The sequence below is a fragment of the Exiguobacterium artemiae 255-15 genome, assembly GCF_000019905.1.
GTDB lineage: Bacteria > Bacillota > Bacilli > Exiguobacteriales > Exiguobacteriaceae > Exiguobacterium_A > Exiguobacterium_A artemiae.
In genome coordinates this window covers 1,008,176-1,024,807 of the sequence record NC_010556.1, presented here as the reverse complement: position 1 = coordinate 1,024,807, position 16,632 = coordinate 1,008,176, and the positions used below count along the sequence as shown (strand labels likewise).

At 49.0% G+C, this 16,632-nt stretch carries 14 protein-coding genes; 9 read left to right on the top strand and 5 right to left on the bottom strand.

Annotated features, from left to right (window positions below):
• The first annotated feature begins 3 nt into the window (after positions 1–3).
• The 8 genes from EXIG_RS05195 to EXIG_RS05160 all read left to right on the top strand — a co-directional run bounded on the left by EXIG_RS05195 (position 4) and on the right by EXIG_RS05160 (position 8,195).
• Complete coding sequence (locus EXIG_RS05195; protein ID WP_012369877.1) at positions 4–1,071, top strand: DUF58 domain-containing protein; 1,068 nt, start codon at positions 4–6, stop codon at positions 1,069–1,071.
• A 23-nt stretch (positions 1,072–1,094) separates the two neighbouring features.
• Positions 1,095–1,961, top strand: coding sequence for an ABC transporter permease subunit (locus EXIG_RS05190; RefSeq protein ID WP_012369876.1), 867 nt, complete (start codon positions 1,095–1,097; stop codon positions 1,959–1,961).
• Positions 1,958–2,980, top strand: coding sequence for an ABC transporter permease (locus EXIG_RS05185; protein WP_012369875.1), 1,023 nt, complete (start codon positions 1,958–1,960; stop codon positions 2,978–2,980). Before EXIG_RS05190 ends, EXIG_RS05185 begins: the two co-directional genes overlap by 4 nt.
• 8 nt (positions 2,981–2,988) lie before the next feature.
• Positions 2,989–4,416 (top strand): FAD-binding oxidoreductase, encoded by a 1,428-nt coding sequence (locus EXIG_RS05180; RefSeq protein WP_012369874.1) that lies wholly within the window; start codon positions 2,989–2,991, stop codon positions 4,414–4,416.
• 10 nt (positions 4,417–4,426) lie between these two features.
• Positions 4,427–5,023 carry an MFS transporter gene (locus tag EXIG_RS05175; protein ID WP_012369873.1) on the top strand — a complete coding sequence of 199 codons (597 nt, stop codon included), beginning with the start codon at positions 4,427–4,429 and terminating at the stop codon, positions 5,021–5,023.
• Positions 5,024–5,038: 15 nt separating this feature from the next.
• A complete protein-coding gene (locus EXIG_RS05170) occupies positions 5,039–5,740 on the top strand; it encodes an ABC transporter ATP-binding protein (protein ID WP_012369872.1) in 702 nt (233 codons plus the stop codon).
• Complete coding sequence (locus EXIG_RS05165) at positions 5,740–6,870, top strand: ABC transporter permease (protein WP_012369871.1); 1,131 nt, start codon at positions 5,740–5,742, stop codon at positions 6,868–6,870. The genes EXIG_RS05170 and EXIG_RS05165 overlap by 1 nt, the downstream gene beginning before the upstream one ends.
• Before the next feature lie 146 nt (positions 6,871–7,016).
• On the top strand, positions 7,017–8,195 hold the full coding sequence (locus tag EXIG_RS05160) for an MFS transporter (RefSeq protein ID WP_012369870.1): 1,179 nt from the start codon (positions 7,017–7,019) through the stop codon (positions 8,193–8,195).
• A gap of 73 nt (positions 8,196–8,268) precedes the next feature.
• Here EXIG_RS05160 and EXIG_RS05155 read toward each other — a convergent pair whose 3' ends face one another.
• The 5 genes from EXIG_RS05155 to EXIG_RS05135 all read right to left on the bottom strand — a co-directional run bounded on the left by EXIG_RS05155 (position 8,269) and on the right by EXIG_RS05135 (position 15,669).
• Entirely contained in the window at positions 8,269–9,363 is a 1,095-nt protein-coding gene (locus EXIG_RS05155) for an MFS transporter (protein ID WP_012369869.1), read from the bottom strand.
• 203 nt (positions 9,364–9,566) lie between these two features.
• Positions 9,567–12,137, bottom strand: coding sequence for a HAMP domain-containing sensor histidine kinase (locus tag EXIG_RS05150; protein ID WP_012369868.1), 2,571 nt, complete (start codon positions 12,135–12,137; stop codon positions 9,567–9,569).
• A gap of 394 nt (positions 12,138–12,531) precedes the next feature.
• Entirely contained in the window at positions 12,532–13,065 is a 534-nt protein-coding gene (locus EXIG_RS05145) for a hypothetical protein (protein ID WP_012369867.1), read from the bottom strand.
• A gap of 70 nt (positions 13,066–13,135) precedes the next feature.
• The gene (locus EXIG_RS05140; RefSeq protein WP_012369866.1) at positions 13,136–13,552 is read right to left on the bottom strand and encodes a hypothetical protein; all 417 of its coding nucleotides are present in this window, start codon (positions 13,550–13,552) and stop codon (positions 13,136–13,138) included.
• The gene (locus EXIG_RS05135; protein WP_012369865.1) at positions 13,552–15,669 is read right to left on the bottom strand and encodes a DNA topoisomerase III; all 2,118 of its coding nucleotides are present in this window, start codon (positions 15,667–15,669) and stop codon (positions 13,552–13,554) included. Before EXIG_RS05135 ends, EXIG_RS05140 begins: the two co-directional genes overlap by 1 nt.
• Here EXIG_RS05135 and EXIG_RS05130 point away from each other — a divergent pair.
• Complete coding sequence (locus EXIG_RS05130; RefSeq protein ID WP_326930244.1) at positions 15,656–16,606, top strand: DMT family transporter; 951 nt, start codon at positions 15,656–15,658, stop codon at positions 16,604–16,606. The genes EXIG_RS05135 and EXIG_RS05130 overlap by 14 nt on opposite strands.
• The last annotated feature ends 26 nt before the right edge of the window (positions 16,607–16,632 follow it).

The following is a 16,632-nucleotide window of genomic DNA, read 5'->3' as shown; positions in this document are numbered from 1 at the left end:
AGGATGCACATCGAACGTTCCGTTCCTTTTTGGCTCGAGCGCCGGCTCTTTTCCGTCTATGTCATCTTGACGTTCGTTTTCTTATTTATCCCGGGACTCTCGTTGCTCGGTTTTCTGTTTGCTGCCGTTGGAACCATCCATTATGTCGTCGGTCAGACCGAAAAACAATTACAGCGGGACATTGCCTTAGAGTGGAAACATTACGAACCATTGATGTTTAATCAGGAATCGGCCTCATTACGCCTGCAACTTTTGGGTCTCGAAGCCCTGCAAAAGTTGGGGTTAAAAACCACGCTGCGGTTGCATACGGAAGATGGCCTGATTTTTCCCGACATGGACCCGCTCCATCCGCATACCTATCACGCCGTCATTGAATCGGACGAACAACTCGAGATTCCGATTCAAGCGATGCGGCGGGGACCGGCTCATTTTGGTGAACTCACATTAACCATCCGGCTCCCTTGGCGGATGGTTGTCTATCTTTTTACCTTTGATGACTTTCCTCAATTTACGGTTCTTCCTTCGTTGACGGCACAGGCGACACCGCTCCTGTTAAACCGTCTGCGGATCGGGGACCGCGCGGATCGCTACTCACCGCTGAAAAACAAACTGGTTCAACTGGGCGCTAAACCGTATACGTCAGAACCATCCAAAGAAATTGATTGGTATGCGACAGCAAAGACCGGCCGGCTACAGGCAAAAGTCTTTGAGACGAGTAACCAGGATACGTTTACGCTCGCCTTGAATCTGTCCGGACCAAGCGGTTACGGATTGCATACGAATTTCGAGACATTTCTTGATCAGACAGCCTTTCTGGTCAGTGAACTGATCAAGGAAGGATGTAAGGTTGAATTGTTCATCAATCATCTGGATGTAAACAACCGGATGACTCATTTGAAATTGCAAGAAGGACAGCCTCAACTGAAACAAATCTTATTGACGCTGTCGACGCTGTCAACGCGGGATACCTATATTCCGACCGGACAATTCGAACGGTACATCACACGCCGGAAACACCGCAACAGTCAATTGATTCAAATTGGCAATGATCTCATTCAGGCTATCGGTTAAACTGCTAATGTAGGAGGAACAATATGTCGTCGTTTATCATTCGTAAAGCCACTCAACTTGTATTTGCTTTTCTTGTTTTAGTCGGGATCAGTGCTCTGCCGGGTTTAATCGTTCAGATGCGACCGGATTTTCCGGGCTATTTCAAAATGGTCCAACAACAGCTTGGTCTGTTGACGACTTCCGCCCCGTTGACCTATTACAATGTCACCGCTTCTGAAAAAAGACCGCTGATGCCTGATCTCCAGCCGTTCATCCAGGAAACGCTCGTCATTTTCACCAGTGCGCTGATCTGTTCATCGGTCGTGGCGTTGCTTTATGCCTTCTTATTTTACCGGACAGGATCAAAAACCCGGTCCATCCTGACACAATCCGCCCGGCTCCTTGAAATGATTCCCGATTTATTTTGGATCATCGTTTCCCAGTCCATCATCGTTTTTTTATTTAAGATGACCGGATTTAATCAAATTGAAATTGCCGGCGGATTCGCAGATTCGATTCGTTTCCTGCCGATTTTGACTTTATCATTGACGACTGTCTTTTTCTTCATCAAATGGTTGACCGGTCGGATTCAGGAAGAACAGCATGCGAGCTATCTGGAGTTGGCCCGTGCTAAAGGAATGCACTCGACCCAACTGTTTTGGCAACATTTAATGCCCAATCTGTTTTATCGGTTTTATCTGTTTTTCCGGACCAACACTATTACGATTCTGTCGAGCCTGGTCGTCATCGAGTATGCTTTTAACGTCCAGGGACTATTCCGTTTTATCTTGATTAATCAAGATTTTTCGGTATTACTCGTCTTGTTGCTCCTCATTTACGTACCCTTTTTCATTTTGGATACAGTGGCAGAACTTTGTATCCCCCGCTCGTGGAAAGGAGAAATCTCATGAGACGTGTTTTACTGCGTGACCCCGTCTTTTGGATGTGTCTGCTGTTCTTCGGGACCTTACTGATACTCAGTTTTGCCAATTCCGTCTTTCGTGATGGACAGGTCGATCAAATTCAGAACCTCTATTCAAAGGATGGAACATTTATCGCCACCTCACCGCTTGAACCGTCTGCAGAGCGGTGGCTCGGGACGGATCGTTCCGGAAATGATTTGTTTCAGGTGATGATTGAAGGTGCCAAGTGGACAATCGGGATTTGCGTCAGCATTGCCTTCGCCCGAATCGCTCTCGCGCTGCTGATTGGCATCCCGCTCGCTTTTCGGAAGAAACGGTTGTATACGGCCTTACGACTGCTGTTAGACGGTTTCCTGATCCTTCCGATTTCGCTGATCGCGTTATTCATTCTGTTACCGGCGTTCCAGTTCGTCGATCCCGCCGAGATTCCGTCTACGTTCTCAAGGGTCTTCCTTGAGATCAGTGTCTTGACGTTACTCGGTTTACCGGCACTCGTGCTGTATTTCATCGGTGAAACCCGGCAACTGCTCGCTCAAGAGTTCATGCTTGTCGCCCGGACACTCGGCGGGCGTCCGGGCTATCAATTCCGGACACACATCTGGCCGCACCTGTTGCCGACGTTGACGATTGTCTTCATGCAACAGTTTGTCCAGACATTGATGGTCCTGATCCATCTCTCGTTGTTTGGCATATTTTTCGGCGGAACACTTGTCTTGTTCGAAGGTAATGCTGCCCCGACGATTTTTGAATGGGCTTCCCAGTTCGGTTATTATTTCTTTCAGTTCACGGCCGTTTCCTGGATCAACCATCTGTTTTTAGTCCCGGCGATCACCTTGGCTTTGCTCGTGTTCTTTGCCAATCTACTGACGAGCCGCCTCGAGCGTGCTTACCGCTTGCGGCGACAACAAATGATTCCCACTGTTCCGCTTACTGCAGCAGACGCGGAAGCCGCAGCGAGCCGCTTATCCGATCCGTTTGATCCGGTCGACATCTCAATCAAATCTTAGGAGGATGTATGAAACGAATAGCTGTTGGTGCCGTCATTGCAGTGTATATGACGGTTTTTAGTTTTTCACTTTGGACTTATCAACACCCGGTCCTCACCAGTTCCGATCAGTCGAAGTTACTCCCGACCCGTGTCAAACAGATTCGTTCGGCAACATCGACGAACGATCTCAAGTCCTGGGTTGCACAAGCAAAACAGCGGCAGGAAACCGTGTCCGTCGCCGGTATGCAACACAGTCAGGGCGGACAGACCTATCTCCCGGATACGACAGTTCTCGATATGACGGATTACGACCGGATTTTGGCATATACACCGGACAAGCACCGGATTACAGTCCAAAGCGGAATCACCTGGGCCGAAATTCAGGAGCGGATTCAGCCGGACGGACTGGCGGTTCAGGTCATGCAATCCCAAAACATCTTTACGGTCGGTGGTGCCCTCAGCGTCAATGTCCATGGCCGGGATATCCGCTACGGTTCCCTGCTCGATACCGTCGATTCCTTCCGGCTGTTGAAGGCAGACGGTACCGTCGTCCATGTCAGCCGAAACGAAAATGCGGATTTATTCCGCCTCGTCCCCGGCGGATACGGACTGTTCGGCATCATTTTGGATGTCACCCTGAAACTGACCGACGACGAATGGTATACCGAGCAGACCGTCGCTTTGGACTATCATGATTATCCGGCTTATTTCCGTCAACATGTACTCGGTGATGCTGACGTCCGGATGCATATCGGACGTATTTCCGTCGCGCCGGACGGGTTTTTCAAAGAGATGTATGTGACGAATTATCATAAAGCCGAACGAACGGTTCCGATTGAAGAGGAACCGCTTAAGCAGGAAACAATCATTGCTCTGCCGAAAGCCTTACTCGGTCTCTCCCGGTACAGTGACTTCGGCAAAAATAAGTTGTGGTCCTTCCAAAAGTCGTATTTCCTGAAGCAGAGCGGGACGTATGAATCCCGGAATAATGTCATGCGGTCCGACAGTGCTTTCATGGAATATATCAGTCCCGGCCGGACGGAGTTACTCCAGGAATATTTTGTTCCGGTTGATTCGTTTGTTTCCTATATCGATCAGTTGCGGACGATTTTAACGACCGACGAATTAAATGTCTTAAACATTACGATCCGCTATGTCGAGCAGGATAGAACGGCCGCCTTGTCTTATGCCAAACAGGATATGTTTGCCCTCGTCTGGCTGATCAATACGGAAACGGATCCGGCATCCATCAACGAAACGAAGCGGATCGTCCAGAAATTGATCGATGCGACACTCGAACATCAGGGCAGTTACTACCTGCCGTACTATCCGTTTGCGACACGTGATCAGTTCACCGCAGCCTATCCGAATGCCGCTGCTTTTAAAGCCGCGAAACAACGACAGGATCCGAAAGGACTTTTCATGAACCAATTCTATCTGGACTATTTGAAGTAAGGAGACAACGATGAATTATCCACTTTTTGTTCGTATTCAAAGTATGATCTTAATGAGCAGCAGTATCATTTTCCCCTTTTATTTGTTACTCGTCCGGCAAATCGGGGATTCCTATGCCCAGTTCGGTCTGGCCTACGGTCTCTTCACGCTGACGTCAGCGTTCGCCTATCTCGGTATCGGTCGTTTAAGCGACCGGTTCGGCGACCGGTCCCTGCTGATTTTCCATACGTTCGGTATGGCACTGATTTTATTGTATGTTCCGATCGTCACGTCCATCAGTCACGTCTACCTGATTCAAATCATTATGGGAATACTCGGGGCATTCCAAAAGAATACGGAAAAAACCATTCTCGCCCGGCAGGAACTCGCTCTGACAACGGTCGGTCGGACAATCGGCCGCTATCACTTTAAGACGTCCCTCTGGTCGGCGCTCGGCATCATCGCCGCCGGTTATCTGATTGATTTTTTGACGATTGGCAGTCTCTTTTATATCATCTCTGCCGTTTATTTTTATGTAACGGTCCGTTTACTTTGGGATCGGCCGCGTTCCGAAAAAAAACAGGCGGATCCTTCATCGTCAAGCAGCGAAGTGGGTATAAAGAAGTAGAAGGGATGTGATGGCATGATTGATGTAACCCATTACTCACAGACATTCGGAAAACGAACGGTCTTGACCGATGTCCAGTTTTCAATCGGTCGGGGGGAAATCGTCGGATTGATCGGACCAAGCGGCTCCGGCAAAACGACTTTAATCAAGTCCTTGATCGGTCTGCAGCAACCGACGACCGGGACGATTACCGTTCTCGGAACACGACAACCCTCACTCGCACAAGCCGAGAAAATCGGTTATATGGCACAATCTGATGCGCTCTATGAAGACTTGACGGCAAGAGGGAATCTCAAATACTTTGGAAAATTGTACGGTTTGAAAAAAGCACGGCTCCGGGCCCGGATCGAAACCGTCCTTGAATTCGTCGATTTAAAAAAAGATGCTGATCGCCCGATTCATCAGTTTTCCGGCGGAATGAAGCGGCGGCTCAGTCTTGCCATCGCTTTGATTCATGAACCGAGTCTTTTACTGCTCGATGAGCCGACAGTCGGGATTGATCCTGCGCTCAAAAAAACATTTTGGCATGAATTTGAACAACTGCGTCAATCCGGTGTAACAGTACTCGTCACGACACACGTCATGGATGAAGCCGAGCGTTGCGATCGTCTGTTGTTGATTCAGCACGGCCGCCTGATCGAAGCCGGTACACCGGATGATCTGATTCAGCGCTTTGGTTCCATCGACGAAGCTTTCATTCAAAAGGAGCGAGTCTGATGCAAACTCTGACGGTAGCGGAACGTGTCATTTCACAAATTTTTCGGGATAAACGGACGATTGCGATGATGTTTCTCGCTCCGCTGTTTGTCCTGTTCTTACTGTCAACGATTCTCGGCTCGAGCTCAGATGATGTGACGATCGGTACGGTCGATCTGCCGGCATCCTTTCAAGACACGTTAAAAACAAAAACCGATACCCGTACCTTTACAGACAGAGCGACCGGTGTCACCGCTATGAAGGATCGCGAAATCGATTCCCTGATCACCTTTCAACAGAATCAGCCGCAGATTTTGATTGAAGGCGGCGATATTTCAAAAAATGTAGCAGCGCTCCAAGTCATTCAAGAAACCTTGATCACGATTCAAGGACAACAAACGTCTGCTGCCAATACGAAACTTACGGCAGCCGTTAAACAGTTGCAGCAACAGCTGACCCAGTTGACGAATCAAACGTTTGAAACACCGCAACCTGTCGCACCGGCCGTCACTAAACCCGACATCCAGTTTTTATACGGCAATCCGGACGCTGAATTGTTTGACCAAATCGCTCCTGCCTTAATGGGCTTTTTTATCTTCTTATTTGTTTTCATCATTGCCGGTGTCAGCTTTTTACGGGAACGGTCGAGCGGCACACTGGAACGGACACTTGCGACTCCGCTCAAACGGTCGAGCATTGTCTTCGGTTATTTCGTCGGTTTCTTTTTATTCGTCACGATTCAAACGATTCTCATCCAACTGTTCATCGTCAACGTACTTGACGTGACGCAACAGGGGAATTACTTCCTGCTTTTGTTCGTCAATCTTTTGACGGCAAGCGTCGCCTTGTCACTCGGTTTACTGCTGTCGAGTTTTTCCCGGACGGAATTTCAATTGATTCAGTTCATTCCTTTAGCAATCGTACCTCAGATCTTTTTCAGCGGACTGTTTGATTTGAGTGATGCGCCGCTTTGGGTGGAAGTCATCAACCGGTTGATGCCGTTGACTTATGCTGCGCACGCCTTGCAAAATATCATGACTCGGGGCTACGGGTTACAGGACATTTGGGTCGACCTCGTCGTACTGGCAGGATTTGTTGTGTTATTCGTCGCCCTCAACATGCGGGCTCTCAAAAAACAACGCCCGGTCTGAGTTCATTGACCTCATTTTCCCGACTCCATTGACAATCCATTTTTTTCCTTATACAATCAAAAAAAACGCGAAATGAGGCTGACCGATGTAAATTCATCTATTTACCCACCCACTAACTAAATACGAACGATGTGGAGGTTTTATAGATGAACCGATTTACAACTTTACTGGTCAGCCAGTGGGTAGCAAATGCGGGAGATGCGCTCTACATCGTCGCTCTCATCGCTACCCTGTATGCTGAAACCGGACAGGCCAGCACTGCTGCCCTATTCCCGATTGCCGTGACAGCAGGCATGACGATCAGCGGATTTTTCTTTGCCGATCTCGCAAGACGGTTCCGTCATGCTTCGCTTTTGTTATCCAGTCAGCTTTTAAAAACGATCAGCCTCGGTCTGATTGTATTTTTTGATTTACCGTTCGGTTATCTGCTTGGGTGCGTCGTCTGGATTGCCTTTCTCGACGGATTTGCCCGACCGCTCGAAAGTGCCTTCCTGCCGCGCATCACGGATAATCTTCAAAAAGCCAACAGTCTGGTTCAAGGGACAAACCAAGTTGTCCAACTGGTGATGTGGCCGCTCGGTGCGATTTTTGTCAGCCTCGGCTCCCCCGGTCTCGTCCTGACGATTTCATTCGGCTTGTTTGTTTTGGCAAGTCTCTGGACCGGTCTGTTTCGTCATCAGGTCCGTCAACTCGCGGATCCTATCGAAGAAACGCAGGAAACACCATCGTTCCGGTCGAGCTTCCGCTACACATGGACGACTGAACCGGCCCGGCTGAATACGACGTTGCTCGGCATCGACGCCTTTGCTAGTACCGCCTGGATTTCAGCGTTATTCCTTGTTTATATTGATACGCATCTCCATGTGTCTGACAGCTGGTGGGGCATCTTAAATGCCTTTTATCTGCTCAGCATGATCGGCGGCAGTTATTACATGCTCCGCCGGACCAAGTCTGTTTCCCTGTTAACGCTGAGTGTGGCGTTATCGGTCGGAGCCACCGTCTTATTTGCGTTCGCACCGTCTGTCGTCTTTGCCGTTGTCGCCTGTGTGTTGCAGGGCGCCTCAAGCCAACTACGGGCGATTGAGCTGACTACCCGTTTACAGGAAGCGACGCTAGCCGCCCGCTTACCGTATGTCTACAGCATGCAACAAACCGTCTATACGCTCAGCTTTTGTCTTGGGAGCCTGCTATTCGGATTGCTTGCGGACCGGTTGAGCATCGAGACCGTCTACTGGATAGCGGCCGCGGTCGCTCTGCTGATGTTCCCGGCAGCCCGGCGTTTGCATGATGCCGTTGCGATCAAGCAGAAACAGCGCATCTCATAAGATAAGCATAAAAAAGAGAGGGTTTTTCAGGTATCGCACCTGGAAAAGACCTCTCTTTTTTATCTGTTCGTTGCTATCTTTTTTGGTGAAATACCAGCAATCCTGTTCCCATCAACAGACAGACAAATCCAAGCGAGAAATAGGCTCCGTCAAGACCTGAACTTTGACTAATTTGACCAAACACCAATCCGATACCGATCATCACCACACTCTCAAGCATCGAAAGCATTGAACTGCCGGTCGCCCGAACATCATCCGTCAAAATGCCCTGCAACCATGTCGTCAGGACTGGTTCCGACCAGCCGTAAATCAAAAACAGACCTATTAAGACAAGAACGGACCATCGACTGTCCATCACAGCAAGTAAGACAAAACCGCCTGCATACACAAGTAGAAGAACGCTGAGCGGAACGAACGGACGGGCCGGTTTAGGTAAAAGATTACCGAGTCCCTGGGCAACCATCAGACCAATCAAGATAACCCCAAACCAGGAGACGGAAATGCCTTGTTCCTGGACATACAATTGCCAGAACTCATCCAAGAACGTCAATGTCGCTCCAAACGAAATGCTGAGTAGCGTCATCCGGATGAACGAAGGAACAAGATCCCACCGACGCCAGTCGTAACGCGTAACAGAAACTGACGGTCGTCCGGATTTGTCCGGTTCAGTCAACAAGCAACTGACAAAAACAGCCGCCGTCAAACAACCAAGCGAGAGATGATAATGCACCGTCAGCTCGTAGGATGTCGCAAGCCAGGCTCCAATCAGCGCCGCACTACCGGTTGCTGCAAGGCCTGCCGCGTTTATCCGACCAATCGTTTTCTCAAAATGCTCCCTTCCCCCTAGTTGCTCCATCGTTTCGTAAATCAATGCCTCTTCCGCTCCGCTGACAGCAGTACTTCCGATTCCGGCTAACACCATCGCGAGTAAAAAGGACGACAGGTCGTACGCGTGAAGCAAGATTACAAACGATAACGTTTCAAATAGGGTTCCTGTCAGCAGACTGATTTTCCGTCCCAACCGATCAGCGAACAAACCAAATGGGACTTCTAGCATCATCACCGTCAGGGCAAAGGCGATTTCAGCATACACGACGTCCTGCACCGTCATGCCACGTTGTTGCCAAAACAACCGCTCGATGACATACGCCGGCAGACAGGCGGTCAAACAACGATTCAGATACAGCAGTTGAATATTCCGTCGAATTCGAACTTAGCAAGGCGGTCGTATCTGTTTCACAGTGAATTCCTCCTTTTTGAATGATATTCTGTCACCTGTTTTTTACTTTTCCCGTTACTGTTTCTTCCGAATCGTTTTACACCAAAAAGCAGACAACGGATAGTCCGTTGTCTGCTGCTGTTTCAATCTGCTTATCTTTTATGGTCTTTCGCGTGTTCCGTTCCGGTAATCGTTTCAAGCGAACTGATTTGTTCGAACGGCAGTTCAATCGTAAAGATTGAACCGCTCCCTTCTGTTGATTCCACATGGATCAACCCGTCATGGGCCCGGACGATTTCCTGGCAGATCGCAAGGCCAAGACCGGTCCCGCCGATTTTCCGACTGTCGGAATTATCGACCCGGTAAAACTTACTGAACAGTTCCGGTAAGGCGTGTTGCGGAATCCCGATTCCTTCATCGATGATTTGGATCCGTAACCGGTCCTCCAGCTCTTCCAGCTTAAGCTCAATCTCTCCGCCGTCCGGTGAATACTTAATGGCATTATTAATCAAATTCCCGAATAATTGCCGCATTTTTGGTTCGTCCGCTTCAATCCAACGAAGCGGCCGGTCCCCGGTTTCGAGTGTCAATTGGTGATGACTCGTTGAACCGGCATGGAATTCGGCAACTTCCTGAATCAAGTTCCGAAGATCGAGTTTCACGAACTGATACTGTTGCTGACTCGATTCCATGCGCTGAACATCAAGAAAATCATTGACGAGACTCGTCAGACGTTGCGTCTCCGAATGAATCGTCGTCAAGTACCGTTGCTGACGATCGACAGGCAAGTCTTTTGCGAGCATCAACTCGGTATAACCAAAGATCGAGGCAAGCGGCGTCCGCAACTCATGGGATACCGTCGACACGAACTCGGACTTCATCCGGTCGATACCGGTTTCGATCGTCACGTCCCGCAGGACAAGCATCGTTCCCCGGAAACGGCCGCCGTATTGAATGCCTTCCGCGTACACTTGAACGAACCGTTCCTCTTTGTTTAAGGATAAAGACAAGCCTTCAGTCGGAATGTCATGGCGGCAGACTCGGTTCATATATTCGAGAAACGCCTCGTGCTGGTCGACCTGGACAGCCAACTCTTCGATTTTGACATCAAGTGTCATCAATCCCTCGTTAAATTGATCGTGGGACGGATGATGGAATAAGGCCAATAATGGTTTATTGGCAAAAATCTTGTCATCTTCGATGTAAATGACCGCTTCACGGATTGAGTGCAACAACTTCGATGTTTTCTCGCGTTCCCGCTCGATTTCATCAAACACCCGCATCCGAAGCAGGGACAAGGCCAATTGCCGGGAGAAGGACCAAATTTCTTCCGTTTGTTCTTCATTGAACTGGTCCCGGTAACGGACCAGATAAATGCTGGCAATCATCGTATTGGTCGACGGATCCATGACCGGAACGACCGTTTCATACATACTGTACGGATACGGCAACGGATGATCACTCGTCACTTGTTTCGTCGAACGGACAGCATGCTTGTGCATCCGTGCCCGTTCCAGTAACGAAATCGAAGAGTGTAACAACTGATGCTGCTGATCCGGTGTCATACCGTACGATACGATATCCGTATAGCGGTCATCGTCAAGGAAAACAATCGCCCCGAGCTCGGCATCTGTAATCGTAATCAACTTTTCAATGATGGCCGGATACGCCGTCAACGTCTCACGTGAAGCGAGCGTTTCCGTCAACTCATTGCGATACCGCAAATGCGTTTCGTTTCGCAACGTAGTGTCGAGTGCTTCTTCCAGTTCCTCTTGTTGCATCTGCAGCTCTTCCTGCTGGGCAACGAGTTCTTCCTGCTGACTCTGCAGTTCGTCGTTACTCGACACGAGTTGCATTTTCTGCGAAGAGATCGAGGCAGCCATCTGATTGAAGGTGGTCGTCAGTTCGCCGATTTCATCCCGGGCATTTACGACCTTGATCGGTGTCGCGTCCTCGCCTCGGGCAAGACGGCTGCTTTCACGGTTCAATTGACGCAACTGGCCGGTCAACCGCGAAACGAACGGTCGGACGAGCAAGGCAATGATCAACAGCAGGACAGCAAGATTAACAAATCCCAATATCTGTGAAGCGTTAACCTGTTTTCCGAGCTTTTCTTGGGCCGCGAGCTCTTGTTTATTTAATGAGTTGCGGTACTTTGTAAAGACGGTCTCCATGTCGACGATACTTGAGCTCATATCAGCCGCACTTTTCGTCTTGATGTTGAATTTCCGTTTCGGATCGAGCTTAGGCGCCTGCGTGACTTTTCCGAGCGTTGCCATCTGCAGGAACGGTTCGGTTACGTCGCCGTCTTTTTTGGCAGCAACGTAGTTCGTCAGACTCGGCATGACACGTTGTGTGTACGCCGTGTACAGCGATCGGGCGTCTTTTGCATACTGTTTTTCTTCTTTAAAACGGGCATTTTTCTCAAACCAGGTCGTTTGTTGATTGATATTATCCTTTTTCCGTTCAATTTCTTCGAGCATTGCTTCATCGCCCAGTAAGACGAATCCGCGCATTTCATACTGAAGACTTTGCCATGATTCATATAAGTTCGTCGCACGTGTCCGATGATCGTTTAATGTCAGCAGTTCCTGACGTGATGTCTGAACCTGACTTTTCGTATAAAAATAAACGCCGGCTGAGGTCAGCACGAGTGTCAAGATAACCATATAGAAGGCAGACATAATTTGGCGTCCAATCGTTCGATTAAGCCATGACTTCATCTATTCATCCCCCTCTACTTGTAAAAATTTAAACTAATTGTTTCTAAACCTTATTCTAAAGGTTTTTTAGGCAAAACCACTAGATATGCTCAAAAAAGATTACTTTTCATCTAACTTTAATCTAAATGCTTGTATGTTACAAAGAGATTTCAAAAAATGGGGGATTTTAGGACGATTTGTTAAAAGGAGCTGATTCCAAAAGGCATCACTCGTTCTTTCACGCCCTTTTCTCAGGCGAGATACAAGCCGGTTTGTCTCTGACAGCCCAACTTGTACTTTTTCCTGCAGGAGTCGCGTGAACCGGGTGATCTTTTTTAACGAAAAAAGAGTGACGGAATTGGAATCCGTCACCCTTTTCTTTGTAGAGACTGACTCGTGAGTCGGCTCCAAACCATTAAAAATTAGAATGATTAGAGTGATCGTTCTGTTGCTGATTGACGTGCATCTGATGGTGGTCATGGTGATGATGCATACTCGAATGACGGCGGACAGGTTCTTCATCCGCGAGCGGATCCCCCATCAACACACCGAGTCGTGCATATTGTGCCGCGATGTCTTTTTTCGTTGCCTCCTGTACCTGATCCGTCTGTTGAATCAACGATAGAATCCCTTTCGCCAAACGAATCGGTTCGAGATTCGTCTTTTCGACCGGAAACGATGACAAGGAGCGGAGATAATCCAGATACCGCTGTGCACTTTCCTCCGACGGTGTCACGAGTTCCGAGGCATGATGCCGGAGCGACTTCGTCAGACTGTGTGTCGAGGCACCCTGTGTAATCATCGCAAACAGACCGATGACGAAAATACATACGATGATTCCAAAAAAGATCATCATAAAAACCGGCATTCCGGAAAAAAAACCGTCACCTTCGATATACAGCAACAGTCGGTTGCCGTTAAGCAATGAAGCGATTCCTGAAAACGACATAAAAGCCCTCCTCGTTTCGTGTGATAGTTACTCTTACGCAACACGAACCAGGAGGGTTTCCGTTTTTTTGTTAAGTTTCTAAGGAAACTTCCGCATTAAACCAATCTTCGACGAATAAAAAGCCATCCGGCCGGTCAATCCGGTACGAATAGAGGACGGCGAAATCACCGTCTGTCATCATCGGCAAGGTCAATTCCCGTAAGACTGCTTTCACCTCTTCCGTCATCACCGTTTCGTAACGGACGAAATCGTCTTCCCGGGTTTCCTGCTCCGTTAAATACGGCAACAGCAAGGATTTTCCGAACGATTGCGGATCATCGATGACTTCGGCCGTCACCCCGAACAATTCCTCGGCTTCTTCGATCAAAGCATCCGCCTGCCCGATCGTCACTTCGTTCGGAAACCAGACCGTCAGCTTTGTCCCCTCTTTTAAAAATTGTTCAAACATCGGGATAAAGGTTTTATTCTCCATTAAATCGTAATACATCAAGCTTCTCCCTTCACGAACTCAAATTTCAATTGGTGTTGTTCCAAATACAGCATCGCCTGGAAAGTCCGCCCGTTCTTTTTCATCTCAAGCGGTTTTGTTTTTCCGTTCGCGAGCATTTTTTTCAGCTCGGTTTGTGTCAGACGCGCCCCGAGTATCGTCTTCGGCAGGGTAAACCCGCAATTGTTTTTCTGATAGGCACTGCACCCGTAAAACTTTCCACGATCAAGCAGTTCCGCCTGACAAACCGGACAGATGCCGACCGGCCGGTTCGTGGCGCCGCGCGCCCGTTTAGCCGGAACTTGCGTCGGATCGACTTCCAGTTGTTCCACCCGTGTTTTCGCATCCTGGACTAAATGCTGGGACAGCTTCTTCGCCTGATCGACAAATTGGGCCGCGGATGCTTCCCCTTTGCCGATTTGGTCGAGCCGGCTTTCCCACTTTGCCGTCATCTCCGGGGAAGCGAGGATACTGCCGCTGACGGCTTCAATCAAAATCCGCCCTTTTGCTGTCGGATGGAGTTCTTTTTTCTTGACTTGAATGTATTCCCGGCGTTTCAGTCCGTCGATGATGCCGGCGCGTGTCGCTTCTGTTCCCAGGCCTTCGATTTCCTTCATGATGGCTTGCAGTTCATTTTCGAGCACTTTCCCGGCTGTCTTCATTCCGAGAATCAGCGTCCCTTCCGTATAGCGTTTTGGCGGTTCCGTCTGTTTCTCGAGCAGCTTTGCTCCTTTGATTGGTACCGGCTGACCGACTTCCACTGCCGGCAGCTCCTGCTCTTTTGCTTCGATTTTCAAGACTTTCTTGAAGCCGAGTTCAAGCGACCGGCTGCCTTTCGTCAGGAAACGGTCCTGTTCCCGTTCCGTGATGATTTCCGTTTTTTCCGACCGGGCATCCGCTGCAAAGGCAGCTAAGAAACGGCGGACGATTAAATCATAGACTTGCGCATCGCGTCCGGACAGTTTCGCAACGGCTCCCGCTTCTTCCGTCGGGATGATGGCATAGTGATCACTGACCTTCGCGGAATTGACGTACCGTTTATTATTCATCAGATTGTTCGTCACGAGATCCGTCAGTTCGGTATACTCCGGCTGTTTCAGGAGCCGGTTTAAAATCGCCGGAAACTGGCTCGCCTCGTCTTTTGAGACGAAAGACGAATCCGTCCGCGGATAACTGATCCAGCCCCGGATATACAGTTTTTGCGCGATATCGAGTGTTTCCTTTGCCCCGAGTCCGAAACGGCGACTGGCTTCCGTTTGCAACAGCGATAAACTGAACCAGAACGGCGGTTTTTCGACTTGTTCCGTCTTTTCGACCGCTGCAACGGTACCGGTTCCTGTTGTTCGGGCAACGATTGCTTCCGCAAGGCTCCGTTCCGTAATCTTCGTTTGTTTTTTCGGATTGATGTACTTTCCGGTATACCGGGTAAAATCGGCCTCGACTTCAAAAAACGTTTCCGGACGGAAGTTCTCAATTTGTTTTTCCCGTTCGACGATCAATGACAATGTCGGCGTCTGCACCCGTCCTAGTGAAAAGACATCGGCGATGCCTTTTTTCTTGAGCAGCGTCGTATAGGCCCGGGAAGCATTCATCCCGATTAACCAGTCGGCACAGGCGCGGCTCATCGCCTCATGAAACAGATTCTCGGTTTCTTTGCCGTCGAGCAGGTTCGCGAAACCGTGATCAACGGCCTGTGGTGTCAGACTGGAAATCCAAAGGCGCTGAATCGGTTTTGCGTTATTGGCCAATCGGAGAATCAATCGGACGATTGCCTCTCCCTCTCGCTCGGCATCCGATGCTATAATGATGGAAGTTGTCGTCCGTTCGTTCAGTAACTTCTTGATGACTTGAAAGGTTTTGCTTTTTCCCCGGGATAACCGGTAGTCGAACCGTTCCGGGATGATCGGAAGATGGTCATAGTTCCATCGTTTCCATTTGGCATCGTAATGGGCCGGTTCCTGGAGTTCACATAAATGGCCGACGGCATAAGCAAGCTTTGCCCCCGCCGGAAACCGGTCACACGGTTTGATTTCAATATATCCGTCCCGCTTGACCGATGGATACGGTGCTGCGAGTTTTTCAGCTTGTTTTGGTTTTTCCGCAATGATTAATTGCATTGGTTCACCCTCATTTCCTTACTTCAGACACGCGGAGGTTAACATGCCCTATTTCACTTTATTCATGGCACTCTTTTTTATCTCGACATCTGCAATTTTCGTTAAATGGGCCGAAACCCCAATCGAAGCGGTTGCTTTTTACAGAATGTTGTTTTCGACACTGTTACTGTTACCGTTGATTCACCTGAAAGAATTACTTAGTCTCAGTTCAACGACCATCCGACATATGATTTTAAGCGGAATTCTCTTAGCCGGTCATTTTTGGCTGTGGTTCCTGTCCCTTGATTATACGACAGTTGCTAGCTCGACGCTCTTCGTAACCGCGAGTCCAATTTTTGTTTTGATCGGCAATGCCGTCTTCTTCAAACAGCATCCGTCGAGAAAAGCTCTCTTTTTCGTCGGTGTCGCTTTAATCGGCGGCGGACTTGTCGCTTATGGTGACATCGCGGTTGGTCCAAGAGCACTGATCGGAGATGGACTCGCCTTGCTTGCGACGATTCTTGTCGCCGGTTACTGGCTGCTCGGTCAACACGTCCGGACAAGCGTCTCGACGAATACGTATTCATTCGGCGTCTATGCCGTGTCTTCCGTCGTTCTGTTACTGTTTTCGCTCATTCAATCGGTCAATCTAGTCGGTTCATTCCAAACCGATTGGAAAATCTATATTTTACTCGCTGTTTTCCCGACACTGCTCGGCCACAACTTATTCAATTGGGCCTTGTCACGTGTCAGTGCCAGCATCGTCAGTATTACGATTCTCGGGGAAGCCGTTTGGGGAATGATTTTCGGATACTTCCTGTTCCAGGAATCATTGACGTGGATTCAAATCACCGGTGCTGCCTTACTGCTCGTCGGAATCGGTCTGTTCCTGCGCCGCAATGAACGTGATATCCGGGAACAATTTGCCAAACAAAATGCCGCGACGACTGCGGAATAAAAAATAAATACCAGTCAGCAGTCTTC